Below are 25,457 nucleotides of genomic sequence, written 5' to 3'. Positions count from 1 at the left end.
CGTGCACATCATCGAGACCTACTTCGAGTGCGGTGGCTTCGACCACCGCCTCATCCAGGGCGGCACCTCCGTCTACCTCTGGAACCTCTCCAAGGCACTGGCCGACCAGGGCCACCGCGTCTCCATCGTCACCCCGGCCCACGGGCGGCTGGACGACCTGCGGCGCTTCCACGACCTGGAGACGCTCGACTACCGCGACGAGTACGAGCTGCCCCTCGTGCTCGACCCGCAGACCTGGGGCGAGCGCTTCCCCGCCGAGGTGCGGATCCCGCTGACCACCACCGCGCACCTGCTGCGCCTGGACGGCGTCGACCTGTACTTCCTCTCCAACCAGCTGCTCGACGAACTGCCCGACCGGTTCTACCCGCCCTACCAGAGCAAGGGCCACGACCTGGTCTTCTTCAAGCCACTGGCCTACCAGGTGGACAGCATCCGCTTCGTGCGCGAGCGGTTCGCCGAGGAGAAGGCCGTCCTGCACGCCCACGAGCCGTACTACCACTACCTGATGCCCGCCGCGTTCCGCCACGACCCGAGCAAGCTGGTGGTCGGCACCGTGCAGAGCAACATGCCGATCACCAAGAAGGTCTACCGGCCGAAGGTGGAACGGCTGCTGGAGTTCCTCGGCGCCGGGGTCGAGCTGCCCGCGGAGGACGCCGGCCACCCGCTCACCGAGCACGAGGAGGTGATGAGCAGCTACCAGCAACTCACCCACCTGCACTACGAGTACGGGCCGGGGCACGTCCGGGTGTACGACCTGATGGCCGACCACGCCGACCTGGTCGACTTCCTCTCGCCCGGCCACCAGGACTTCTACACCGACTTCGCCGACACCCCGTTCGAGCAGATCTTCACCCGGCTGCCGATCCACCGGACGGTGCGCCGCAACGCCCACAAGAGCTTCGTCGGCGGCTGCGCGGTCGGCGACACCTGGACCACCGGTGAACTGCCCGCCGTCGACCGGGCCGCCGTGCTCGGCGGCCTCGGCCTCGACCCCGCGCTGCCGACCTTCTTCCACAACGCGCGCTACGCGGTGAACCACAAGGGGCAGGTCGAACTGTTCCGCGCCGTCGACCGGGTGCTGAACGAGGGCCTGGCCGCCAACTTCGTGCTGCGCTGCATCAGCGACGCGGGGATCGACGACCCGTACGTCCACGAGGTGGTCGAGCGGCACAAGGGCCGCGTCCACCTGGAGTGGCAGCGCGTCGACGAGCAGCGGATCGTCGAGTACGCGGCCTCCTCGGACTTCTGCCTCTTCCCGTCCAAGTTCGAGATGGACACCTTCCTGATCGCCCAGGGCGAGGCGATGGCCGCGGGCGCCGTGCCGATCGCCACCGCCCAGCGGGGCATGGCGCACTTCGGCCACGTCGCCGACCCGCTGACCGGACCCGACGCCGGGCGGGCCACCGGCTTCGCCGTCAACCGCTCGTTCGCCGAGGACGACCCGCTGCTCGCCGACGCCCTCGCCCGGCGCATCCACACGGCCGCCGCGCTGCTGCGCGAGCAGCCCGAGGAGTACCGCCGGCTGCGCGCCAACGCAGTCGCCAACGCCCGCCAGTTCACCTGGGAGCACGCCGCCGACCTGCACGTGGCGGCCTTCACGCCGGTCTGGGAGGGCCGCCGGCCGGAGCTCGGCGTCGAACTGATGCTCCGGCACGGCTGGTTCGACCTGCTGCCGGACGAGGCCTACGAGAGCCACCGCACCGCCGTCGCCGAGGCCGCCGCCCGGCTGGGCGACGCCGAGGCCCACCGGCGCTGCCAGCAGCCCGACCCCGCGACCGACCGCGCGCTGTTCGAAGCCGCCTGGGAGCGCGCCGACTTCGCCCGCTGCGAGCAGACCGCCGACAGCGACCCGGCGCTGCGCGCCAGGCTCGACGGGCGCTGCACCGTCGAGGACGGCCGGATCGTCTACCGGCTGCCGCACGCCGAGCGGGTCGAGCTCGTCCGGCTCGCCCCGGCCGGCCCCGGCCGCCGGCAGGTGGTCGTCCGGCAACTCGACCGCAGTGGCGACGAGTTCACCGGCCCGTCGGTGGAGCCCGGCGAGGAGCTGCACCTGCTGCTCACCCTCACCACCGGCCGCGCGACCTGGGACGTGGTCCGTCATGGCTGACTCCGTACGCGCCGTCCTGCTGGCCGGCGGCGAGGGCCGCCGGATGGGCAGGCTCGGCCACGGCCGGCTCAAGCCGCTGGTGCCCTTCGGCGGCTCCTGCCGCCTGATCGACTTCTCGCTCGCCAACGCCGCCGCCTCCGGCCTCGACGAGGTGCTGCTGCTCTCCCAGTACGAGGAGAAGCAGTTGATGGACGACCTGCACCGGACGTGGTGGCGCCCCGGCTTCCGGGTCAACTTCGGCCCGTACGACCGGGCGTACCGCGAGGGTGACGTGCGCGAGCTGGTCCGCCCCGCCGGGCCGCCCGAGCGGGGCACCGCGGACGCGCTGATCCGCAAGGCCCGCCACGTCTTCGGTCCCGGCACCTCCGAGGTGCTGGTGCTGCACGCGGACCACGTCTACCGGTTCGACTACCGCCCGCTGATCGAGCAGCACCGCCGCTCCGGCGCCGCGCTCACCGTCGCGTACCAGCGGATCGAACGCCGCTTCGTGCACCTCTTCGGCATGGTCGAGTTCGACCCGGCCGGGCAGCTGACCACCTTCGTCGAGAAGCCCGCCGAGCCGACCAGCGACCTGGTGTTCGCCGCCTTCTGCGTCTTCGACGCGGCCGTGCTGCACCGCTACCTGGAGCAGCTCGACGGCACCGGCTGGCAGCACGACATCAGCCGCGACGTCATCCCCGCCATGCTGGCGGGCGGCGAGCGGATCCTCGGCCACGAAGTCCCCGGCCACTGGGAGGACATCGGCACCGTCGAGCGCTACCACCTGGCGCACCTGGCCATGGTGGGGGAGCACCCGGCGCTGACCCCCGACCGGCTGCCGCTCACGGTCGAACCCGCGACGGCCCGCGCCCTGGTCGCCGACGCACCGGGCATCGAGCGCAGCGTGGTGCCCGCCGACCTGGTCAACCACGGCCGGATCGAGCAGAGCGTCGCCTTCCCGGGCGTCCGGATCGGTGCCGGAGCGGTGGTCCGCCGCAGCGTCCTGCTGCCCGGCGCGCACGTGCCCGCCGGGGCCGAGATCGACTCGGCGATCGTCCTGGAGGACGGCTTCGTGCAGCAACTGGAGTACGCCCGGGGAGGGGCCAGTGTCTGAATCCGCCTTCACCGTCGCCGACCTCGGCGGCACCACGCTGCGGATCGCCCGCTACGGCACCGACACCGACGCCGTCACCGACGTCCGCCGCACCCCCACCGAGGGCATGGACCGCCACCCCGGCGCGCCGGTGCCCGAACTGCAGGCCCGGGTCGTCGAGCAGCTGGCCGAACTGGCCGGCCAGGCCGTCGAGCGCCACCGCAGCAGCGCCCTGGCACTGGCCTTCGCGGGCCCGGTCACGGCCGACGGCCGCGTCATGGCCGCACCCACCGTCTGGGGCGGCCGGGGCGAGCCGCTGCCGCTGCGGCTGCTGCTGGAGGAGCGCCTCGGCGTCCCGGTGGTCGTGGTCAACGACCTGACGGCCGCCGTCTGGCGGTACGTCGCCACCGAGGGCGAGCAGCCGTTCTGCCTCATCACGGTGAGCTCCGGGATCGGCAGCAAGGTCTACCGCGCCGGGGAGGTGCTGCTCGACCCCGAGGGCCACGGCGGCGAACTCGGCCACTGGACCTGTGACCCCTCCCCGCAGGCCCCGCCCTGCGACTGCGGCGGCCGCGGCCACCTCGGCGGCATCGCCTCGGGCCGCGGCATGCAGGCCGCCGCCCGTCGCGCGGCCCTCGCCGACCCGGCCGGCTACGCCCGCTCCCGCCTCGCCCAGGGCGCGCCCGACCCCGAGCGGCTCGACAACCGCACCCTGGTCGCCGCCGTCCGCGCGGGGGACGACTTCGCGACCGCCGTGCTGCGCGGCGGCCTCGCCCACCTCGCCTCCGCGATCACCTCGGTGTTCACCTCGATCGGCGTGCGCCGCTACGTGCTGATGGGCGGCTTCGCGCTGGCCATCGGCCCGCGCTACGCCGAACTGCTCACCGAGGAGCTGCGACGGCTCGGCTGCTTCGGCCTGAGCGACGCCGAGATCCGCCGGATGGTCGTCCTGGGCGAGCCGGACGACGACCACGGGCTGATCGGCGCCGGCCGGCTGCTCACCGCCCGCAGCACGGCCCGGCAGGCGGTGGCCGTCCAGTGACCCGCACCCTGATCGTCGGCAGCGGCTTCGTCGGACGGACCCTCGCCACCCGGCTGGCCGCCGCCGGCGAGAGCCCCGTCCTCGCCTCCCGCCACCCGCTCACCGACCCGCCCGCCCCCTGGACGGCCCTGGACGCGGCCGACGCCGAAGCCTGCGCCCGGGTCGTCGGCGAGGTCCGCCCCGACCGGCTGGTGCTCGTCCACGGCCCCTCCGACGTGACCTGGTGCGAGGCCAACCCCGAGCGCGCCGCCGAGCTGCACATGGCGGCCGCCGCCAACCTGACGGCCGCCGCACCCGGCTGCCGGACGGTGCTGATCTCCACCGACAACGTCTTCGACGGCAGCTCGCCGCACAACGACGAGAACACGCCCACCGCCCCCGCCAACGCCTACGGCCGGGCCAAGCTGCGGGCCGAGCAGATCATCGGGCAGACGCCCGGCGCCACCGTGCTGCGGGTCAGCCTGATCTACGGCTGGGAGCCGGCCGAGACCGAGAAGTGGCTCAACTTCTTCTCCGCCTGCGCCCACAGCCTGCGCCGGGGCGAGCCGGTGGAGGCCCCGGACGACCAGTGGACGACACCCGTCCTGGTCGAGGACGTCGCCGCCGTCACCGCCGCCGTGCTGGCCGGCGGAGCACCCCCGCTGCTGCACCTCGGCGGCCCCGACCGGATCTCCCGGGCGGCCTGGGCCGAGGCCGTCGCCGACCGCCTCGGCGTGCCCCGCTCACTGGTGGTCCGGGTCCCGAAGGCCGCCGGCCGGTACGCCAGCCGTCCCATCAACACCTGCCTCACCAGCGACCGGCTGGACGGCTTCCTGGCCGCGCACGGCCTGCGGGTGCGCTCGGTCGCCGAGGGCGCCCGCGTCCTGCTGGAGGCCGCCCCGTGATCCGCACCGTCCGCTCCCGCGAGGTCTACCGCAACCCGTGGATGACCGTCCGCGAGGACGACATCGAGCGGGCCGACGGCAGCGCCGGCCTCTACGGGGTGGTCGACAAGCCCGACTACGCCCTGGTGATCCCCCGCCAGGCCGGCCGGGTGCACCTGGTCGAGCAGTACCGCTACCCGGCCGGCGGCCGGTACTGGGAGTTCCCGCAGGGCTCCTGGCCCGAGGGGCACCACGGCGAGGCCCCGCTCGACCTGGCCCGCGCCGAACTGCGCGAGGAGACCGGCCTGCGGGCCGGCCGGATGACCTACCTGGGCCGGCTGCACGTCGCCTACGGCTACTCCAGCCAGGGCTGCCACGTCTTCCTGGCCGAGGAGCTGACGGCGGGGGAGCCGGAGCGGGAGGCCGCCGAGGCGGACATGCTCCAGCGCTGGGCCGACCCGGACGAATGGCGCGCCCTCGTCCTCGCCGGACGGATCACCGACGCCGCCACCCTGGCCGCACACGCCCTGCTCACGCTGCGCGCCCCCGGCGCGGCCTGAGACATCACGACAGACGCGACGACAGAGAGGACCCGACGGTGCACATCGTCAAATTCGCCTTCGAGAGTGTGGGCTTCGACGTCCGCCTCATGCGCGGCGGCCTCGCCTCACTGGTGTGGAACCTGGCCCGCGAGTTCGCCGACCAGGGCCACCGCGTCTCCGTGATCACCCCGGCGCACGGCTGCCTCGACCACCTCAGGGCCCACTACGAGCTGGAGGAGCTGGACCACGCCGACCGGCACACCGTGCCGCTGGTCCTGGACCGCGACGTCTGGCCCGGACACCCCGCCGAGCTCGAACTCCAGCTCACCACCCGGGCCCACCGGCTCCGGTACGAGGGCGTCGACATCTACTTCCTGTCCGACGAGTACCTCGACCTGCTGCCCGAGCGGATCTACCCGGCCCGCGCGAGCGAGGGCCGCGACCTGGCCTTCTTCAAGCCGCTCGTGTTCCAGGTCTCCGGCCTGCGGTTCCTGCGCAGCCACCTCGACCTGGGCACCGAGCCCGCCGTGGTGCAGGCCTACGAGCCCTACTACCACTACCTGCTGCCGCCGGTGCTGCGCGACGACCCGCGCTTCCTGGTGGTCAGTACGCTGGCCAGCAACATGCCGATCAACCAGCAGATCCACCGGCCGCAACTGGAGCGGCTGCTCGGGCTGTTCGACACCGACGCCGACCTGGACGCGCTGGCCGACCCGCCGGCCACCGGCGCACTCGCCGCGGCGATGACCGCCCAGCTGCCGAGCACCCACCTGGCCGACCGCCCGACCGCCGACGGCATCAGCTACTTCGCCCTGGTCGCGGCCAACTGCGACCTGCTGGACTTCCTCACCCCCGGCCAGCTGGACTTCTACTCCACCTTCCGGGACACCCCCTTCGAACGCGCCTTCCAGGACCTCACCGTCGCGCGGATCGTCCGGGAGACGGCGGCCCGCCAGTTCGTCGGCGGCTGCGCCGTGCCCGACGGCTGGCTGGCCCGCGACCCGGCCGGAGCCGACCGCGCGCAGCTGCTCACCGCCCTCGGGCTCGACCCGGCGCTGCCGACCTTCTACCACGTGGCCCGCTTCTCGGTGCACCACAAGGGCCAGGTCGAACTGTTCCGGGCGATCGACGCGGTGCTCGCCGCCGACCCGGACGTCAACTTCGTCGTCCGCTGCGCCGTCGCGGCCGGCGGGGACGGCGTGCTCAGCGCGGTCGGCGACCCGTACTTCCAGGAGATCGCGGACCGCCACCCCCGGCGGGTCCGGCTGGACTGGGCGATGGCCGGCGAGGACGTGCTCCACCGGGAGGCGGTGGCGGCCGACTTCTGCCTCTTCCCGTCCAAGTTCGAGCTGGACTCCTTCCTGATCGCCCAGGGCCAGCTGATGGCCTGCGGCGCGGTGCCGGTCGGCACCGCGCAGGAGGTCACCACCCACTACCGCCACCAGCTGCCGCGCGAACACCCGGACGCCACCGGCTTCGCCGTCCCCCGCTCGTTCACCGAGGACGACCCGCTGCTCGCCGCCGCCCTGGCGGACCGGATCCTGGAGGCCGCCCGGATCCACCGCGAGGAGCCCGCCGAGTACCGTCGGCTGTCCGACAACTCCCGTGCGCTGGCCCGCCGTTTCACCTGGCGCAAGGCCGCCACCACCCGGCTGGCGACGTTCGCGGCCGCCGCCGCGGGCGTGCTGCCCGGGCTGACGCCGGAACGGGCCGCCGGGTACGGCTGGTTCGGGAGCCTGGCCGACACCGACTGGGTCACCCACCGGCGCGAGATCGCCGAGGCCGCCCTGCACCGGGGCGATCTGGCGAACTACCAGAAGTGCGCGCCCGCGGTCGACCGGACCGCGCTGGAGCGGCTGTTCGCCGCCGCGTACGCCAGGGCCGACTTCGCCCGCTGCGCCGAACTCGCCGCCCTCCTGGACGACCCGGGCCTGACCGCGCTGCTCGGCGGCCGCTGCCGGGCCGAGCGGGTGGACGGGGGCCTGCGGGTCGAGTACCGGCTGCCGCACGCCGAGAGCGTGCTGCTCGTGCTGCCGTCCGGCGAGCACCGGCTGACCGGGGCCGACGGGCACTTCGCGACCGTGCTGGCGGAGGAGCCGCCGGGGCCGCTGGTGTTCCTGCTGCGGCTGCGCGGCGGCCGCTCCGCCTGGGACGAGCTCCCGGTTGACGCCTGCCGGCCCGCCGCACCCGTCGGCGCCGGCCTGGAGAGGGACTGACCGATGACCGCACCCACCCGTGACCGTCCGCCCCCCTTCGCGGTCGTCGCCACCGACCTGGACGGCACCCTGCTGCGCGGCGACCTCAGCGTCTCCGCCCGCACCCGGGCCGCGCTCGCGCGGGCCGGGGCGGCCGGCGCGCGGCACCTGGTGGTGACCGGCCGGCCGGCCTCCGGCTGCCGCAGCCTGCTGGAACGACTGGACTACCGGGGCCTGGCGGTGTGCGGCCAGGGCGCCCAGCTCTACGACGTCGGCGCCGACCGGCTGCTGTCCTCGGCGACCCTGCACGGCCCGACCGTCCGGGCCCTGGTCGCGCGGATCGCCGAGCAGGCCGGGCCGTTGAAGCTCGCGGTGGTGACCGCGGGCCTGAGCGGCGAGTTCATGGTCACGCCGGGCTTCGAGAGCCGGCTGCGGCACGGCTGGCGGCTCGCCGAACGGCCGGCCGACCTGTGGGCGCAGCCCGTGGACAAGGTGCTGATCCGGCACGAGGGCCTGGACGACGACGAGCTCGCCGCGCTGGCCCTGGAGGTCTGCGCCGGCGAGGTCACCGTCACCCACTCCGGCGAGGGCCTGGTCGAGCTGCTCCCGGCCGGGGTCAGCAAGGCGAGCGGACTGGCCGCCGCGGCCGCCCTGCTGGGCTTCAAGTCCGCCGACACCATCGCGTTCGGCGACATGCCCAACGACATCCCGATGCTCGAATGGGCCGGCCACGGCGTCGCGATGGGCAACGCCCACGCCGAACTGCGGCGGCGCGCCGACGAGACCGCCCCCAGCAACGAGGAGGACGGCGTCGCGGTGGTACTCGAACGCCTCTTCCCGCCCGCCGCCGGCCCGCCCGCCACCGCCGGACCCGCCGGCGACGGACCCGCGCCCGCCCGACCCACCGCCGACCGACCGGAGAGCCGGACCGATGCCGCCCACCCGTGACCTGGCCGAACTGGCCGAACTGCACCGCATCGCCACCCACTGGAGCACCGACCTCGGCCAACGGATCGAGACCTCCCCCGACACCCTGCGCGCCGTGCTCGCCGCCCTGGGCGTCGACGCCGCCACCGACGGCGCCGTCCGGGCGGCCCTGGCCGAGCGCCGGCACGTCCTCGCCGAGCGCCTGCTGCCGCCCAGCGTCGTGCTCCGCTCCGGCCGCCCGCGCGGCGACCTGCGGACGGCGCCCGGCACCGAGCTGCGGGTCGAGACCGAGGACGGCCTGATCCGGCCCGTCCGCAGCCTCGGGAAGGAACTGGCCGAGCTCCCGGTCGGGCGCCACGTCCTGCACGCCGAGCTGGCCGGCCGCAGCGAGGCCGTCCCGCTGCTGGTCGCGCCCACCCGGCTGGCCGGGCCCGCCCGGCGCGGCTGGGGCTTCCTCGTCCAGCTGTACTCGGTGCTCTCCGCCCGCTCCTGGGGCATGGGCGACCTCGGTGACCTGGCCGACCTGGGCCGTTGGGCCGGCGGCCTCGGCGCCGACTTCCTCCAGCTCAACCCGCTGCACGCGTACGTGCCCGGACCGCTGCCCGACCCGTCCCCGTACCGGCCCAGCAGCCGGCGCTACCCCGATCCGATGAACCTGCGGATCGAGGCGGTGCCCGAGTACGCGGCACTGGCACCGGCCGACCGGGCCGCCGTCGCCGGGCCGGCCGAGGGTGCGGGCCGGCTGCGCGAGGACGTGCTCACCGGCGGACTGATCGACCGGGTCGCCGTCCGCGACCTCAAGTTCCGGGCCCTGGAAATCCTGCACCGGGTACCGCTCGACGCGGGCCGGCAGGCCGCCTACCGGCGGTACACCGACGCCGAGGGGCCGGGGCTGACCGACTTCGCGACCTGGTGCGCCCTCGCCGAGGTGCACGGCACCCGGTGGCGGTCCTGGCCGGCCGGGCTGCGCCGCCCCGACGGGCCGGGCGTGGCCGCCGCCCGGCGCGAGCTGGCCGGCCGGATCGAGTTCCACCGCCGGGTCGCCTGGCTGGTCGACGAGCAGCTCGGCGAGGCGCAGCGGGCCGCGACCGGGGCCGGCATGGCCATCGGCCTGATGCACGACCTGGCGGTCGGCGTGGACCCCGAGGGTGCGGACGCCTGGAGCCTGCAGCACTACCTCGCGGAGGGCATGACGGTCGGCTGCCCGGCCGACGACTTCAACCCGCACGGCCAGGACTGGGGCCTGCCGCCCTGGCGGCCCGACACGCTCGCCGAGGCCGGGTACGCGCCGTTCGCCGAGGTGCTGCGCGGCACGCTGCGCCGCTCCGGCGCGCTGCGGCTGGACCACATCATGGGGCTGTTCCGGCTCTGGTGGGTGCCCGCCGGGGCGCGGGCCTCCGAGGGCGCCTACGTGCGGTACGACCACGAGGCGATGCTCGGGGTGCTCGCGCTGGAGGCGCACCGGGCCGGCAGCATGGTGATCGGCGAGGACCTGGGCACCGTCGAGCAGGGCGTGCGCGAGGAGCTGGCGGACCGGGGGATCCTCGGGACGTCCGTGCTGCGCTTCGAGTACCTCGGCGGCTCCGAACAGCGCTCCGGGCCGCTCCCGCCCGAGGAGTGGCGCAGCGACTGCCTGGCCACCCTCACCACGCACGACCTGCCCAGCACCGCCGCCTGGCTGGACGGCGAGCACGTCGGTCTGCACGAGAGGCTGGGCCTGCTCGCCGAGCCGGCGGAGCAGGCCGCGGCGTCGGCCGCGTCGGAACGTGCCGGCTGGCTGGCCGAGTTGGAGCGGGCCGGCGCACTCGGCCCGCAGACCGCGGGCGTGCCGGGGCGGGAGGCGCTGGGCCTGCACCGCTTCCTCGCGCTCACTCCGGCGAAGCTGCTCGGGGTCTGGCTGCCCGACACGGTCGGGGACCGCCGCCCGCAGAACCTGCCCGGCACGGTCGACGAGTACCCCAACTGGCGGCTGCCGGTCGCCGACCCGGCCGGCAGTCCGCTCACCCTGGAGGAGCTGGCCGCCCGGCCGGGCCCCGGTGTCGTCGCCGAGCTCTACCGGGACCTGCCGGCCCCGTGACGCCCCGGGGCGTCAGGGCGTTCTACCGCACGGCGGTACCGCGCCGGAGCAATCCGCAAAGAATTGCGGGAACAATCTGCAAGATCTTGCCATCACCTGTGCCGCCTGCTTGACTCACCTGTCGGCGGCGGCAGTTGACGGCCCGGCCGCCCGCCGGGGGCGGGCCGGCCGGAGCCGGATCGGCCGCCCCCCGGCCGGCCGCCCCCGGCCGTCGCGCAGGTGGCCCGCGGCCGCCGCCACCAGACCGCAGCCCCGAGAGGAACACCAATGAGCACCGAGACAGACGTCCTCGTCCTGGGAGGCGCCGGCGTCGACACGATCGTGTACGTCCCCGAGCTGCCGCTCCCGTTCGCCGACAGCTACATGGTGCCCAGGATCGAGATGCGGGCCGGCCAGACCGGCGACTTCGTCGCGCTCGGACTGAGCGCCCTGGGCCTGCGCACCCACCACCTCGACATGATCGGCGCCGACCACCCCGGCGACCTGATCCGGGCCCTGCACCACGACCGGGGCATCCCGTTCACCGAGGTCCCGCTGCCCGGCGGCACCAAGCGCGCCGTCAACCTGGTCGGCCCCGACGGGCGCCGCCTGTCGCTCTACGACGACAGCCGCTCGCACGAGGCGGACCGGCTGCCCGAGGAGACCGTCCGGGCGCTGGCCGCGGTGAGCCGGCACGCCCACGTGTCGATCACCTACCCCTGCGCCTTCGCCCTGCCGCTGCTGCGCGAGGCCGGTCTGACCATCTCCACCGACCTGCACAACTGGGACGGCAGCAACGCCTACCACGAGCCGTTCGCCTACGAGGCCGACGTCGTCTTCGTCTCCACCACCGCGCTGGCGAAGCCGGAGCAGACCATGCGGCAGATCGTGGAGCGCGGCCGGGCCCGGGTGGTCGTCGCCACGGCCGGCGCCGAGGGCGCGTACCTGCTCGCCGACGGCGAGATCACGCACGTCCCCGTCGTCACGCCGCCCGCCCCGGTGATCGACTCCAACGGCGCCGGCGACGCCTTCGCCTCGGGCTTCCTGCTCGGCTGGCTGGCCGGCGAGCCGGTCGCGCGCTGCGCCCGCTACGGTGCGATCGCCGGAGCCTACGCCTGTACCGTCCCGGCGACGGGCACCGACTCCATCGGCCGGGACGAACTCCTCGCCCGCGTCGCCGAACTGGACGCGGCGGCGGAGGCCGGCGCATGACGGGCACACCGGCCGGCTATGACGTGGTCGTCCTCGGCGGGGGAGTGGCCGGCTGCGTGCTGGCGGCCCGCCTGAGCGAGGACCCCGGCCGCACCGTCTGCCTGGTCGAGGCCGGCCCGGACTTCGGCCCGGACCGGCAGGCCTGGCCGGCGAAGGTGCTGAACGCCCGCGCCCTGCCCCGCGAGGAGGTGTGGGAGCGCCACGCCCCCGCCCACCGCATCCGCGCGCGCGTCCTCGGCGGCTCCTCCAGCATCAACGGCTGCTGGAACACCTGGGGATCCGAGGCCGACCACGCCGAGTGGGCCCGGCGCGGCGGTCCGCGCTGGACGGCCTCGGCGCTGGAGCCCTACCGCCTCGCGGCGGTCGAGCAGATGGGCCTGAGCGGGGTACCGGAGCGCGAGTTCTCGCCCTGGAGCCGGTCCGCCCTGGCGGCGGCCGCTGAACTCGGCTTCCGGGAGGTGGACATGGGCACCCCGGGCGGGCCCGGCTACGGCACCCCCCTGCTCAACGCCTTCGACGGCGTCCGCCACAACGCCGCCTTCGGCTACCTGGACGCGGCGCGCGCCCGGCCCAACCTGACCGTCGTCGCCGACGCCGCGGTGGACCGCCTCGACGTCCGCGACGGCCGGGTCCGCGGCGTCCTCGTCGAGGTGGACGGCCGGCGCGAGACCCTCGTCGCCGACAGCTACCTGCTGGCCTGCGGCACCTTCGGCTCGCCCGCCCTGCTGATGCGCAGCGGCATCGGCCCGGCGGCCCACCTGCAGGGCGTCGGCATCCGCACCGAGATCGACCTCCCCGGAGTCGGGTCGAACCTCAGCGACCAGCCCGGCGTCTTCGTGCCGCTGGCCCCGACCGACGAGCTGAACGCGGCGCTCGCCGCCAAGGAGGCCGACGGCGACCTGTACGTCAGCCGGATGCTGGTCCGGGCGGCCAGCGAGCTGTGCCCGGACGACTCCTGGGACCTGCACATCCTGCCCGTCGCCGGCCCGCCGCTGTTCGGCAAGCTCCCGCCGGGCCAGTACGAGGCGGGCATCTCGGCCTTCGTGATGAACCCGGCCTCGCGCGGCACCGTGCGGCTGGTCTCCGCCGACCCGGCGGCGGCCCCCGAGATCGATCCCGGCTTCCTCACCGACGAGGGCGGCCGCGACCTCGCCGTCCTCCGCTCCGGCCTGGAGATCGTCGAGCGGATGGCCGCGACGGCGGCGCTGAAGCCGCTGGCCGGCCCCGTCCAGGGCCACCCCGCACGAGACCTGTCCGACCAGGACCTGCGGGGCCGCCTCGGCACCTACTGGCACCCCGTGGGCACCTGCGCCATGGGCGCACCGGACGACCCCCTCGCGGTGGTCGACGGCGAGGCCCGGGTGCGGGGCGTGTCGAACCTGCGGATCGTCGACGCCTCCGTGCTGCCGACCGTCCCGGCGGCGAACACCCAACTGCCGGTCCTCGCCGTCGCGGAGATGCTGGCGGACCTGATCGGGGGAGAGGCATGACCGGGGCAGCCGCCGACCGGCTGCTGTACGGATGCATGGGTCTCGGCGGCAGCTGGGACGACAGCCCGTACACCGCCGCGGACATCGACCACGCCGAGGCGGCGGTCGGGGCCGCGCTGGACGCCGGGATCACCGCGTTCGACCACGCCGACATCTACCGGTACGGCAAGTCCGAGGCGGTCTTCGGCGAAGTGCTCGCCCGGACGCCCGGACTGCGCGAGCGCATCACCCTGCAGGGCAAGTGCGGGATCCGGCTCCCCGAGGGCGGGCGGCCCGGCCACTACGACCTGCGGGGGCCGAGCATCCTCCGGCGGGTGGAGGAGAGCCTCGCCCGGCTGCGCACCGACTCGCTCGACGTGCTGCTGCTGCACCGGCCCGACCCGCTGGCCCGCCCGGAGGAGATCGCCGAAGCCCTCGGCTCGCTCCACCGGCAGGGCCTGGTACGGCAGTTCGGCGTGTCCAACATGAGCGCCGCGCAGATCGCCCACCTGCAGGCCCGGCTCGACGTCCCGCTGGTCGTCAACCAGCTGGAGATGAGCCTGGGCCGCCGGGACTGGGTCGAGGCCGGCGTGCTCGTCAACACGGCGGCCGCCGCCTCGAACGGCTTCCCGCACGGGACGGTGGAGTACTGCTCCGCCAACGGGATCCGCCTGCAGGCCTGGGGCGCCCTGGCCCAGGGCCGCTTCACCGGCAGCAAGCCGACGCCGGCCGGCGACCTCGTGAGCCGGCTCGCCGCGGACAGGGGGACGACGCCGGAGACGATCCTGCTGTGGTGGCTCCAGCGCCACCCGGCGGGCATCGCACCGGTCATCGGCACCGCGCGGCCCGAGCGCATCGCGGCCTGCCGCGACGCCGCTCTGCGCGAGCCGGAGCTCACCCACGAGGAGTGGTACGGGCTGTGGATCGCCGCCCGCGGCGCCCCGCTGCCCTGATCCGGCTCCCGTCCTCCCGCACTCCCGCACTCCTGATTCCGCGTCGCCCGCCCGGCCCCCCGCCCCACCGGCGGGGCCGGGCCGATTCGCCATGCCCCCAGCCCCGCACCGCCGTAGGAGAGACCGTCGTGACCGCAACACCGGCATCAGCGACCGCAGCCGCCCCGGGCTCCCTGCAGTCGGCCCGCTTCTACATCACCTTCCGCTGCAACTCGCTCTGCGGCTACTGCAACGTCTGGCAGGACGACAAGTTCAAGGGCTACCACGAACTCTCCCTGGAGCAGGCCTGCCAGGTCCTGGACCAGCTGCACGCGCTCGGCGTGCGCTACGTGGACTTCACCGGCGGCGAGCCCGTCCTGCACCCGCACATCGACGGGATCGTGCAGTACGCCAAGTCCCTGGGCATGGCCGTGGAGATCACCAGCAACGGGATCCGCTTCGCGAAGCACATCGACGCGATCGTGCCGTACGTCGACACCATGAACGTCTCGCTGGACACCCTGAAGCCCGAGCGCTACCGGGAGATCCGCGGCGTCCCCACGCTGGACCGGGCCCTGGACGTGATCAGCCGGATCGGCGCCACCGGCTCGGGCAACCTCAAGCTCATCTGCGTGGTGACCCGGGAGAACGTGGACGAGGTGGCCGACCTGCTGGCCTTCGCGCAGGACAACCGGGTCGCCATGTACTTCTCCACCATGTTCGAGTACTTCGAGGAGCAGGACACCGTCCGCGACGTCAACCGGACGGCCCGCAAGCTCAAGCTGATCGAACAGAACGGCAAGCCGGTCACCGACCGCCCCGCCCCGCGGGCCGTCGCACCGGTGGACGACGTCATCGCGGACGAGCTGATGGCGCTGCTCTACCAGCCGTTCGCGGTGCTCAACCTGCACTTCCGCAAGTACGTCGAGGCGCTGGACCCGTTCGCCCCGACCGACTGTTACGCCAACAAGCGCATCCTCACCGTCGGCCCGGACGGGCGCCTCGTCCTCCCCTGCTACCACGCCTTCGACAACTCCCTGGAGTGGGACCGCGATCTCGCCGAACTCGTCCAGGACGAGGAGTTCGTCCGGGTCCGGGACGAGGAGGTCGGCCACCGCAAGGAGTGCCAGGGCTGCACCGTCTTCCCGTACATCGGGCTCTCGTTCAGCTACCGCTTCGACAAGATCTTCCTGTACCAGGCCCTGTCGGAGGAGACCGCCAAGCTCAAGACCCGCTTCGCCAACCCGCTGCACCCACGGCTCACCCTGCCCTTCGACGAACTGCACACCCGGTACGCGGAGTTGGAACAGTTCATCGACCACGGCCTGCCCGTGCCCAGACCGCCCGCCGCCGCCGACCTCTTCTACCGCTTCGACGTGACGCCGTCCGGCATCCGCTCCGGACTCGTCGCCGGAGAGCTGAGCCTGGCCGAACTGCTCAGCGACCACGTGCACGAGTACTGCTGGGGCATCCAGCGCTCCCCGCACGTGTGGATACGGCTGGTCTACCGCGACCTGATGCCCCTGCTCCACGAACTCGCGGAGCAGGGCCGGCTCGCCGAGGGGGCGTACGAGAGCACGGTGGCAAGCCTGTACGAGACCCAACTCGCCTGGTGGCAGGCCTACCTGGGCCGGTACTTCACCGGCGGTGAGGCGATCGGCACGGCCGGCCCGGACGAGCTGGTCACCCGGTTCCTGCTCCGGACGAACGCCCTGCTGCCGGACGCGCCCCAGTCCGCCCGCATCCGGCAGGTGCTCCTGCACGCGGGCTGCGTGCTCGGCCTCGCTCCGCAGACCCTTGCCCCGCTGGCCGTCCACGAGCCCTTCCCGGAGGCCGCGTTGAGCGTCAAGCACCTCCTGCTGATCGCCGCCGACGCCGACCTGCCGGGCTACGCGGCCCTGCTCCCGGCCGAGGCCGCGGAGCCCCTGCGCCTGGTCGCCCGCGAGCCCGGCGCCCGGGCCGGTGCCCCGGCCGACGGGGAGCCGGCCGACGCCGAGGTGGCGCGGCTCCTCCAGCACGAGGACGGCCTCGACCAGGCCACCGCCGAGCGGCTCGCCACCTCCCTGCGGGCCCCCACCACCGAGGAGCGGCGCGCCGACCTCGCCGCCCGCCTGCTGGCCCACGAACTGCGCACCCCGCACCTGGTCCGCAGCCGCGGGGAGGTGCTCCGCCTGCGCGCGGCCGCCGGCACCGGCCTGCCCCTCGCGGCGGCCGCCGGCTGACGGACACGCACCACGGCTGCGCAGGCCTGCGGACGGCCCCGCCCCGGTCAGGGGGCGGTGCCGTCCGCAGGTGCGTCAGGCACCCGGGGCGGGCGCCGGGGCGTAGCCGGTGGGCCGGGCCGTGAAGGTGCCCCGGCCCTGGGTTCGGCTGCGCAACCGGGTCGCGTAGCCGAACAGTTCGGCCAGCGGCACGGTCGCCGTGACCACCGCCGTACCGGCCCGCGCGGTCGAGCCCGAGACCCGGCCGCGGCGGGCCGCCAGGTCGCCGAGCACCCCGCCGACGGCGTCGTCCGGCACGGTCACCGTGACCTCGACCACCGGCTCCAGCAGCACCATCGTGCCCGCCCGCAGCGCCTCCCGGAGCGCGAGGCGCCCGGCCGTCCGGAACGCCATCTCGGAGGAGTCCTTGGGATGGGTGGCCCCGTCGGTCAGGGTGACCCGCAGCCCGGTCACCGGATGGCCGCCGATCGGCCCCTCGGCGAGGGCGTCCCGGCAGCCGGCCTCCACCGCCCGGACGTACTCCTGCGGCACCCGGCCGCCGGTGACGGTGGACCGGAACACGAAGCCGTCGTCGGCGTCTGCCGCCAGCGGCTCGGTGTCGAGGACGACATGGGCGAACTGCCCGGCGCCGCCGTCCTGTTTGACATGACGGTAGAGCAGGCCGCTGACCCCGCGCCCGACCGTCTCCCGGTGGGCCACCTGCGGCCGGCCGACGCCGATCTCCAGCCCGTGGGCGCGGCGGACCTTCTCCACCGCGACCTCCAGGTGCAGTTCGCCCATCCCCGACAGCACGGTCTGGCCGGTCTCGGGGTCGGTGCGGACCGCCAGCGACGGATCCTCCTCGACCAGCCGGGCCAGCGCCACCGTCAGCCGGTCGCCGTCGGTGCCCCGGCGGGCCTCGACGGCCACCGACACGACCGGCTCGGCGACCGTGGGCGGCTCCAGGACGAGCGGCGCCCCCGGTGCGCACAGGGTCGCCCCCGCGCGGGCCGCCTTGAGCCCGACGACGGCGACGATGTCGCCGGCCACCGCCCGGTCCACGTCCGCGTGCCGGTCGGCCCGGACCCGCAGGATGCGGCCGATCCGCTCGGTGCGCCGCGTGCCCGCGTCCAGCACGGTGTCCCCCTTCCCGATCGTGCCCGAGTACACCCGCAGGTAGGTCAGCCGGCCGGTGGCGGCCGAGTTCACCTTGAACACCAGGGCGGCGAACGGCGCGGCCGGGTCGGCCGCCCGCTCCTGCACCGCACCGTCCAGCGTGCCGCGCACCGGCGGCACGTCCAGCGGCGACGGCAGGTAGGCCAGCACGGCCTCCAGCAGCGGCTCGATGCCCCGGTTGCGGTAGGCCGAGCCGCACAGCACGACCACGCCGTCACCGGTGCGGGTCAGGTCGCGCAGGGCGGCCGTCAGGGTCGCCGCGCCGATCTCGGACCGTGAGCAGAACTCCTCCAGCGCGCCCTGGTGGAGCTCCGCCACCGCCTCCTCCAGCAGCCGGCGCCGCCGCAGCGCCTCCGCCAGCAGGGCGTCCGGCACCGGCCCCTCCTCGAAGGTGCCGCCGCCGTCGGCCCACACCAGCGACCGCATCCGCAGCAGGTCCACCACACCGGTGAAGCCGTCCTCCCGCCCGATCGGCAACTGCACCACCAGCGGGGCCGGATGCAGCCGCTCCCGGATCGAGGCGACCGCCGTGTCGAGGTCGGCCCCGGCCCGGTCCAGCTTGTTGACGAACGCGATCCGCGGCACGCCGTGCCGGTCGGCCTGGCGCCACACCGACTCGCTCTGCGGTTCGACGCCCGCGACGGCGTCGAACACCGCGACCGCCCCGTCGAGCACCCGCAGCGAGCGCTCCACCTCGTCCGAGAAGTCGATGTGGCCCGGAGTGTCGATCAGGTTGATCCGGTGGCCGTCCCAGGAGCAGCTGACGGCCGCGGCGAAGATGGTGATCCCGCGGTCGCGCTCCTGGGGGTCGAAGTCCGTGACGGTCGTGCCGTCGTGGACCTCACCCCGCTTGTGGATGCTGCCGGTCAGGTACAGGATCCGCTCGGTGACGGTGGTCTTGCCCGCGTCCACGTGGGCGAGGATGCCCAGGTTCCGGACGGTGGTCAGCGGGCTGGTGGGGCGCAGGTGCAGGTCGGTACGCACGGCCGACGGCCTTTCGGAGGTGATGGCGTCACAGGTCGGCGCGATTCCCCGACGAACCGGGCCCGGGACCGGGCCGCACCGGGCCCCCGACGCGGCACACCGGCGGTTCGCCGCCGGCGGGCACAGGGGTCGGGGGTCGGGCGTTCGTCAGGACGTCCGGGGCAGGCCGCGCAGCCGGCCCCGGGCGCACGAGGACACCAGGATCACCTCGTACCGCGACGGGGGGACGACGACAGCGGTGCGGTAGCGCACGGCCGGTCTCCCCCCACTCGTCACGGTGCGCGCCGCCATGTGGCGGCGCTCGGTTGCCGGTGAGTCTAGGAAGGACAGCGCCCTTCGGGGAAACGGTTTTTGACCGTGCGTCCGGGACGTTCGTGCCGGGCCGGCGTCCTCCGGTCGGCGCCGGTCATCCGGTCGCGCGGGACCGCCGGACCAGTACGGCCGTCCCCGCCGCGACCGCTGCCCCGGCGGCCAGCACACCACCGGCGGACCGCCAGGACAGCACCGACCAGCGCGACCGCGCGGACAGCAGCGACCCCGTGCTCAGCCAGGATCCGACCGAGAGCAGCGAGGCCGCGGATCCGACCGAGCCGACCGACAGGGCGCTGCCGACCGACCCGATGGAGAGCACCGATCCGACGGATCCGATCGACAGCACGGAGTCCCTCGACCAGAGCGACAGGCGGGAGCCGCCCGGGCACGCACGGCGCCCGGCGGATGACGGTGCGGACTTCTTGAGCGGACTGTTCGGCATGGGGCGATCGTAGGCCGTGCCGCCGGGGGCGTGCGGCGCCGTGCCGGGGCGGGCGGTGGCAAGGCGCATCGAAGCGGCATCAAGGCGGTGATCCCGGGGTCCGCCGTCGGGACGTACGTCGGGGAGCGGGGCTCGTCCGTACGGCGGTCGGTCGAGCGCGCGGTCGCTCGGCGCTGAGGCGCTCCGCGCGTCGATCGGGGTGGTGCGTGCGGTGGGCTGCCCGGTGGCGTGCCGGGCGGGTCGGGCAGGCTAGGCGGGCTGGTCGTAGAGGCCCTGGCGCAGGGCCTTCACCACGGCCCCCGTCCGGTTGGTGCAGTCGAGTTTGGCCATGATGTTGGCGACCAGCCGCTTGGCGCCGTGCTCGGATATCCGGAGCCCGCGGGCGATCTGCTTGTTGCTCATCCCTTCCACCATGAGGGCGAGGGCCTCCTGCTCCCGTGGTGTGATGCGCGGGCCGATCCTCGGCGGGTCGGGCCGGTGGGCCGCCAGGGTGAGCAGGCGCCGGGCGAGGTCGGGCGGCATGGGCACCTCTCCGCTCGCCGTCCGGGTCAGCGTCTCGAACAGCGTCGCCTCGCTGAGGCCGCTGACGGCGAGGAAGCCGGAGCCGTGGATCCCGTGGGCGCTGCCGATCCTGGAGAAGTCCTCCAGGCCGCCGTCGCCCAGCAGGAGGAGGATTCTGACACCGGATCTCTCCAGGTCGCGGAGGTCGGCGGCGGCGGTGTCGTCGATCTCGTCGACCGCGACGACCAGCATCTGGCCTCCCGAGGCGCTCACCTCGCGGACGTGGCGCAGCCCGGGTATGGCCCGGACGCCGGCCACGGCCCGGGACTGGAGCATCCGCTCGATGCCGTACCGCAGCAGGTCGTTGCGGACTGCCACCACGACCTGCGTGTCGATCATCCCTCCGGTGGCCGGAGTATCCAGCAGGCTCAAGATCTCTCCCCTTGTCTCGGTCGAATCCCTGTCGTCTGCGTACAATGCATCTGCGCAACCGCAGGCGTCGATACACAATGCATCATGCTGGTCCGACATCGCTCCGGTTCGCCCCGTCGGGGGTTCGGAGTGAAATCCGACTGAAGAGTTGGAATTTACTGGGGTCGCCGCGGCTCGGGGCCGGCCGGGGTGAATGGGTGTGCTCGCTCCATCACCGACTCTTCACGCGCTGACGATACATCACGTCAAGTGGTGGCGTCGTGCTTTGTGACCTGAATTACATGGGCGGAGATCGCCATTGAATTCTCTGTCGGGTGCACGTCAAATATACCCGGAACAATATATCCGAGAGAATATGAAGCGGGCTCCTGTCGTAGTCCGGCCCGCTCCCGACGGCGCGTGACCGGCTAATTCGACGGGATTATTTCCGGTGTATTGCCAAGGCCCGGTGACCCGGCGGTTCCGGGTCGGGCCGGCGGTGCCGGGGGTGCGCGGCCGACTGTCGGCGGTGACTCTGTGTCACGGTCGGGAGGTCCGGAGCGGCCCGGGCCGGGCGCTCAGCACCGGCCAGCCGCGGGCCCGGGCGTGCGCCAGGAGCGGTGCGTCCGAGCCGATCGCGTACGCGTGCCCGACGGCGGTGAGCATGCCCAGATCGCTGGAGTGGTCGCCGTACGCGTGGCACTGCGAGCGGTCCAGGCCGTGGCCGGCGAGTACCTCCTCGACGGCCCGCCGCTTCGCCTCCCCGATCATCGGCACGACCACCTCGCCGGTCAGTCTGCCGTCCGCCCCGACCACCGGTTCGGTGCAGATCACCAGGTCGGCGCCCAGGTCGCGGGCCAGTGGCGCCAGGCAGGCGGCGGCCGAGCCGGACACCAGGACGACGGTGTGGCCGGCCGACCGGTGGCGGGCCAGCGCGTCGAGCCCGGACCGGACGAAGCCGGCGGGCCGGCTCCGGATGCTCCGGTACCAGTCCTCGCCGGCTGCGGCCAGCTCGTCCGGCGAGGCGCCGCGGTAGGGCCGGAAGAGAACGCGGTTGATCACCGCCCGGTCGGTCCCGACCGCTGCCAGGTCTCTGACCTGGGTCATCACCCGGTCGTGGGCGCGGCCGTCGTCGCCCTGCCGGGTCTGCCAGAAGCGCAGGAACTCGAACAGGCTCTTGGCGTTGAGCAGGGTCTCGTCGACATCGAAGAAGGCGGCCGGCACGGCCGCACCGTCTCAGGGGCGCCGCGATGCCGACAAGACCCGTCCGGGGTGGCCGTCCGGTCAGGCCGGCTCGGCCCGGTCCGCCGTGCCGACTGCTTCGGCGCTGGTCAGGGGTAGTGCGAGCCGGCGGGCGGCGATCACCACGGCCCGTCGCTGCAGGGCCCGGTCCTGCGGGCCGTCGGCGCTGTTGCCGGTCAGCATCCGGACCACCTGCGGCACCGCGAACCACCACGCGGCCAGCGCGATGATGAGGAAGACCTGGTGGGCGGCGTCCAGGTCGTCGGCGAGCTCGCCGTCGCGCTGGCCTTCGGTGAAGGTGTCGACCATGGTGCGGTAGTGGCCGGTGCGCCGCTCGTCGTCCGGGAGCGGGCGCCCGGTGGACAGGCCCTCCCAGTGCAGCAGGCGGGCCAGGTGGGGGTGGGTCGCGTGGTAGTCGAAGACGAGGCCGGCGAACTCCCCGACGTCCAGCTCGCGTACGGACGCGATCGGCACCGCCGCTGCCACGCGGGCCAGTTCGTCCGCCACGACGGCGTTGAACAGCCTCTCCTTGTCGCCGAAGTAGTGGTAGATGCGCTCCTTGTTCACGGAGGCCCGCCGGGCGATGCTGTCCATCGTCGTGCCCGCGAGACCGCGGGCCGCGAACTCCTCCACTGCCGCGGCTTTGAGCCTGCGGCGGGTCTCCTCGATATCCCATGCCATCCCGGAACTGTAGCCCCGGAACCGCGTTGACGGTCCATCACGGCGTGTGTATGCTCAACTCCAACGTTGGAGTTGGAGACTGTGAGATGCCTGCCCGCTGGGGAGCGGAGGCGGCCTTCAGAACAGTCACCCGTTTTCGCCCGTCCGGTGTGCCCGACTGTTGTTCCCGTCGGGATTTCCGGCCGATGCGGCCGCGGAATCCGGCTCGGCTTTCCATGATTCGCTTTCCGTAACCGGCTTCTGCAGCCCGACTCGACGTGACTCATTCTTCCTGATTTCCCGGACCGCCGCCGACGGGGCCTGACCGCCGCCGTGCCGGCCGGGGCAGATTTTCCATCCCTTTCCATATCGACGTCGTCAATGGAGGAATTCCGTGCGTCGTAGAGATGTGCTGAGATCGGCCGCGCTGGGCACCGGGGTACTGGCCACCGGGGCATTGACATCCACGGCGGGGGCCGCCGCGGCCGAGCCGGATCCGGCCGGGCGTCCCATCGCGGCCGCGGCCCGCAGCAAGCGCTCACGGGCCGGGCGCGACCTGCGCGTGCAGGCCGCCTACCAGGCCTACCCGGACAGGACACCCGACCACCCCACCAACGGCGACGAGCGGGACCACCCCTACCTCGCGACCTACACCAAGGGCCTGCCGCACAACGACCTGGGCGAGGTGGATCCGGCCGCCTACCGGACGCTGCTCAAGGCGCTGGACACCGGCCTGGCGAGCGACTTCGACAGGATTCCGCTCGGCGTCGCCGGCGCCCGCAAGCAGCTCGGCCCGCAGGGCGGCCTCGCCTTCGAGCTGCTCGGGCCGGACTCGCACTCGCTGGTCGTGCCCCCGGCCCCCCGGATCGACAGCGCGCACACGGCGGCCGAGATGGCCGAGCTCTACTGGATGGCGCTGCTGCGCGACGTGCCCTTCGAGACCTTCGAGGACTCCGCGCTCGCGGCGGCCGCCGCTGCCGACCTGTCGAGGTACTCCGACTACCGGGGCCCGCGGGAGAACGGCCGGGTCACCCCGCGCACCCTCTTCCGCGACCCGTTCCCCGGCGCGCTGGCGGGCCCGTACATCTCGCAGTTCTTCCTGACGGACGTGCAGCTCGGCACCTCGCGCATCGCGCAGCTGCGCGACACCGTGCAGCCGGGCCTCGACCACGTGACCTCCTTCGACGAGTGGCTGGCCGTCCAGCGCGGCGCCGCCCGGGCCACCGTCCGCGACTTCACCCACACCCGGTACATCCAGACCGGCCGCGACATGGCCCACTTCACGCACTTCGACGTGCTGTACCAGGCCTACCTCTTCGCCGGCGTGATCCTGCTCAACACGCCCGGCTACCCGGCGCAGCTCCAGGACGAGGGCAACGCCTACCTGAACTCCGCCAACCAGATGGGGTTCCCCACCTTCGGCACGCCGCACCTCGTCACGCTGCTGGCCGAGGTCGCCAGGCGGGCGATCACGCACACCGAGTTCCAGCAGTTCTACGTCCACCGCCGGCTGCGCCCCGAGGAGTTCGCCGGCCGCCTCGACGTCCAGCTGGACAAGTCCCGCGGCCGCTACGACGGCCTGCTCCACCCCGAGATCCTCGGCTCCGAGGCGGTCGAGCGCGTCCGGACCAGGTACGGCAGCCGCCTCCTGCCGCAGAGCTTCCCCGAGGGCTCGCCGATGAGCCCCTCGTACCAGAGCGGCCACTCGACGGTGGCCGGTGCCTGCGTGACCGTCCTGAAGGCCTGGTTCAACGAGTCGTTCGTGCTGCCCTCCCCGGTGCAGCCGAGCCCGGACGGCACCACGCTGGTGCCCTACACCGGCGCCGACAAGGACCGGATCACGGTGGGCGGCGAACTGGACAAGCTGGCCGCCAACATCGGCGTCGGCCGGGCGATGGCCGGCGTGCACTACCGCTCGGACAACTCCGAGGCCTTCGCCCTGGGCGAGGAGATCGCCCTCGCGATGCTGCGCGAGCAGAAGCCGACGTACACCGAGAACGGCACGTTCCACGTCACCCGCTTCGACGGCACGACCGTCACCATTTGAGCCCCGCGGCGCCGGCCGGGAGAGGCCGGCGCCGGAACATACGCAAGGAGAGAAAGATGCAACAGCGTGCTCTGGGCAGCCAGGGACTCCAGGTCTCGGCCGTCGGCCTCGGCTGCATGGGGATGTCCTTCGGCTACGGCACGGTCGAGGAGAAGCAGTCGATCGCGACCGTCCACCGGGCCCTGGACCTCGGGGTGACCTTCCTCGACTCCTCCGACCACTACGGACCGCTGACCAACGAGACCCTGCTGGGCAAGGCGCTGGCCGGCCGGCGCGAGGGCGTCCAGCTGGCCACCAAGTTCGGGACGTACTCGCCGGACTCCCCGCCGCGGGTGCCGGACGGCCGGCCCGAGCACGTGCGCCGGGCGGTCGACGCCTCGCTCCAGCGGCTCGGCGTCGACCACATCGACCTGTACTACCAGCACCGGGTCGACCCGCAGGTCCCGATCGAGGAGACCGTCGGGGCGATGGCGGAGCTGGTCACGGCGGGCAAGGTCGGCTACCTCGGCCTCAGCGAGGCCTCGGCGCAGACCATCCGCCGCGCCCACGCCGTCCACCCGATCACGGCGGTGCAGACCGAGTACTCGCTGTGGAGCCGGGACGTCGAGGACGAGGTCATCCCCACCCTGCGCGAGCTCGGCATCGGCCTGGTGCCCTACAGCCCGCTCGGCCGCGGCTTCCTGACCGGGGCGATCGCCTCGCCGGACGACCTCGCCGAGGGCGACTTCCGGCGGATCGCCCCGCGCTTCCAGGGCGACAACTTCGAGCGCAACCGCGCCCTCGTCGACCAGGTCCGGGCGATCGCCGGGCAGCACAACGCCACCGCCGCGCAGGTCGCGCTGGCCTGGGTGCTGAAGTCCGCGGAGATCGCCGTGCCGATCCCCGGCACCACCAAGCCCGAGCGGGTCGAGGAGAACATCGCGGCCCTGGGCGTCGAGCTGACCGCGGAGGACGTCAAGAGCCTCGACGAGGCGTTCCCGCCCGGCGCGGCCTCGGGCGACCGCTACCCCACCCCGATGATGGCCCTGCTCAACGGCTGAACCCCGGGTCGGGCACCCGCCGGC

General features: G+C 73.9%; 19 protein-coding genes. 14 read left to right on the top strand and 5 right to left on the bottom strand.

The features are described 5' to 3' along the window. The first annotated feature begins 1 nt into the window (after window position 1). From ACFUK0_RS20810 to ACFUK0_RS20755, 12 genes are all read left to right on the top strand, one after another. Entirely contained in the window at window positions 2-2,107 is a 2,106-nt protein-coding gene (locus ACFUK0_RS20810; RefSeq protein WP_380252280.1) for a glycosyltransferase, read from the top strand. Then, window positions 2,100-3,200 carry a sugar phosphate nucleotidyltransferase gene (locus ACFUK0_RS20805; RefSeq protein ID WP_380252278.1) on the top strand — a complete coding sequence of 367 codons (1,101 nt, stop codon included), beginning with the start codon at window positions 2,100-2,102 and terminating at the stop codon, window positions 3,198-3,200. Before ACFUK0_RS20810 ends, ACFUK0_RS20805 begins: the two co-directional genes overlap by 8 nt. After that, a complete protein-coding gene (locus tag ACFUK0_RS20800; RefSeq protein ID WP_380252276.1) occupies window positions 3,193-4,221 on the top strand; it encodes an ROK family protein in 1,029 nt (342 codons plus the stop codon). Before ACFUK0_RS20805 ends, ACFUK0_RS20800 begins: the two co-directional genes overlap by 8 nt. Further along, window positions 4,218-5,105 carry an SDR family oxidoreductase gene (locus tag ACFUK0_RS20795; protein WP_380252274.1) on the top strand — a complete coding sequence of 296 codons (888 nt, stop codon included), beginning with the start codon at window positions 4,218-4,220 and terminating at the stop codon, window positions 5,103-5,105. Before ACFUK0_RS20800 ends, ACFUK0_RS20795 begins: the two co-directional genes overlap by 4 nt. Then, entirely contained in the window at window positions 5,102-5,644 is a 543-nt protein-coding gene (locus ACFUK0_RS20790) for an NUDIX domain-containing protein (protein ID WP_380252272.1), read from the top strand. The genes ACFUK0_RS20795 and ACFUK0_RS20790 overlap by 4 nt, the downstream gene beginning before the upstream one ends. 38 nt (window positions 5,645-5,682) lie before the next feature. Next, the gene (locus ACFUK0_RS20785; RefSeq protein ID WP_380252270.1) at window positions 5,683-7,842 is read left to right on the top strand and encodes a glycogen/starch synthase; all 2,160 of its coding nucleotides are present in this window, start codon (window positions 5,683-5,685) and stop codon (window positions 7,840-7,842) included. A 3-nt stretch (window positions 7,843-7,845) separates the two neighbouring features. Next, window positions 7,846-8,769, top strand: coding sequence for an HAD family hydrolase (locus tag ACFUK0_RS20780; RefSeq protein WP_380252268.1), 924 nt, complete (start codon window positions 7,846-7,848; stop codon window positions 8,767-8,769). Next, window positions 8,753-10,825 carry a 4-alpha-glucanotransferase gene (gene malQ, locus ACFUK0_RS20775; protein WP_380252266.1) on the top strand — a complete coding sequence of 691 codons (2,073 nt, stop codon included), beginning with the start codon at window positions 8,753-8,755 and terminating at the stop codon, window positions 10,823-10,825. The genes ACFUK0_RS20780 and malQ overlap by 17 nt, the downstream gene beginning before the upstream one ends. 267 nt (window positions 10,826-11,092) lie before the next feature. Then, window positions 11,093-12,016 (top strand): adenosine kinase, encoded by a 924-nt coding sequence (locus ACFUK0_RS20770; protein ID WP_380252264.1) that lies wholly within the window; start codon window positions 11,093-11,095, stop codon window positions 12,014-12,016. After that, entirely contained in the window at window positions 12,013-13,506 is a 1,494-nt protein-coding gene (locus tag ACFUK0_RS20765; protein ID WP_380252262.1) for a GMC family oxidoreductase, read from the top strand. The genes ACFUK0_RS20770 and ACFUK0_RS20765 overlap by 4 nt, the downstream gene beginning before the upstream one ends. Further along, window positions 13,503-14,438 (top strand): aldo/keto reductase family oxidoreductase, encoded by a 936-nt coding sequence (locus tag ACFUK0_RS20760; protein WP_380252260.1) that lies wholly within the window; start codon window positions 13,503-13,505, stop codon window positions 14,436-14,438. Before ACFUK0_RS20765 ends, ACFUK0_RS20760 begins: the two co-directional genes overlap by 4 nt. Before the next feature lie 128 nt (window positions 14,439-14,566). Next, entirely contained in the window at window positions 14,567-16,639 is a 2,073-nt protein-coding gene (locus ACFUK0_RS20755) for a radical SAM/SPASM domain-containing protein (RefSeq protein ID WP_380252258.1), read from the top strand. 75 nt (window positions 16,640-16,714) lie between these two features. Here ACFUK0_RS20755 and fusA read toward each other — a convergent pair whose 3' ends face one another. The 5 genes from fusA to ACFUK0_RS20730 form a co-directional block, all read right to left on the bottom strand. After that, window positions 16,715-18,778 carry an elongation factor G gene (gene fusA / locus ACFUK0_RS20750; protein ID WP_380252256.1) on the bottom strand — a complete coding sequence of 688 codons (2,064 nt, stop codon included), beginning with the start codon at window positions 18,776-18,778 and terminating at the stop codon, window positions 16,715-16,717. 406 nt (window positions 18,779-19,184) lie between these two features. Next, window positions 19,185-19,532 carry a hypothetical protein gene (locus ACFUK0_RS20745; protein ID WP_380252254.1) on the bottom strand — a complete coding sequence of 116 codons (348 nt, stop codon included), beginning with the start codon at window positions 19,530-19,532 and terminating at the stop codon, window positions 19,185-19,187. 249 nt (window positions 19,533-19,781) lie between these two features. After that, window positions 19,782-20,465 (bottom strand): response regulator transcription factor, encoded by a 684-nt coding sequence (locus tag ACFUK0_RS20740; protein WP_380252252.1) that lies wholly within the window; start codon window positions 20,463-20,465, stop codon window positions 19,782-19,784. Window positions 20,466-20,984: 519 nt separating this feature from the next. Continuing rightward, complete coding sequence (locus ACFUK0_RS20735; protein WP_380252250.1) at window positions 20,985-21,668, bottom strand: HAD family hydrolase; 684 nt, start codon at window positions 21,666-21,668, stop codon at window positions 20,985-20,987. 60 nt (window positions 21,669-21,728) lie between these two features. Continuing rightward, entirely contained in the window at window positions 21,729-22,367 is a 639-nt protein-coding gene (locus tag ACFUK0_RS20730) for a TetR family transcriptional regulator (RefSeq protein ID WP_380252248.1), read from the bottom strand. A 373-nt stretch (window positions 22,368-22,740) separates the two neighbouring features. Here ACFUK0_RS20730 and ACFUK0_RS20725 point away from each other — a divergent pair, with 373 nt between their 5' ends. Together ACFUK0_RS20725 and ACFUK0_RS20720 are read left to right on the top strand one after the other, a co-directional pair. Continuing rightward, the gene (locus tag ACFUK0_RS20725; protein ID WP_380252246.1) at window positions 22,741-24,393 is read left to right on the top strand and encodes a vanadium-dependent haloperoxidase; all 1,653 of its coding nucleotides are present in this window, start codon (window positions 22,741-22,743) and stop codon (window positions 24,391-24,393) included. Window positions 24,394-24,449: 56 nt separating this feature from the next. Then, entirely contained in the window at window positions 24,450-25,433 is a 984-nt protein-coding gene (locus tag ACFUK0_RS20720; protein WP_380252244.1) for an aldo/keto reductase, read from the top strand. Window positions 25,434-25,457: the final 24 nt, after the last annotated feature.

This window comes from Kitasatospora sp. NPDC057223, assembly GCF_042669755.1.
Lineage (GTDB): Bacteria > Actinomycetota > Actinomycetes > Streptomycetales > Streptomycetaceae > Kitasatospora.
This window is presented reverse-complemented; position numbering and strand designations above follow the sequence as displayed.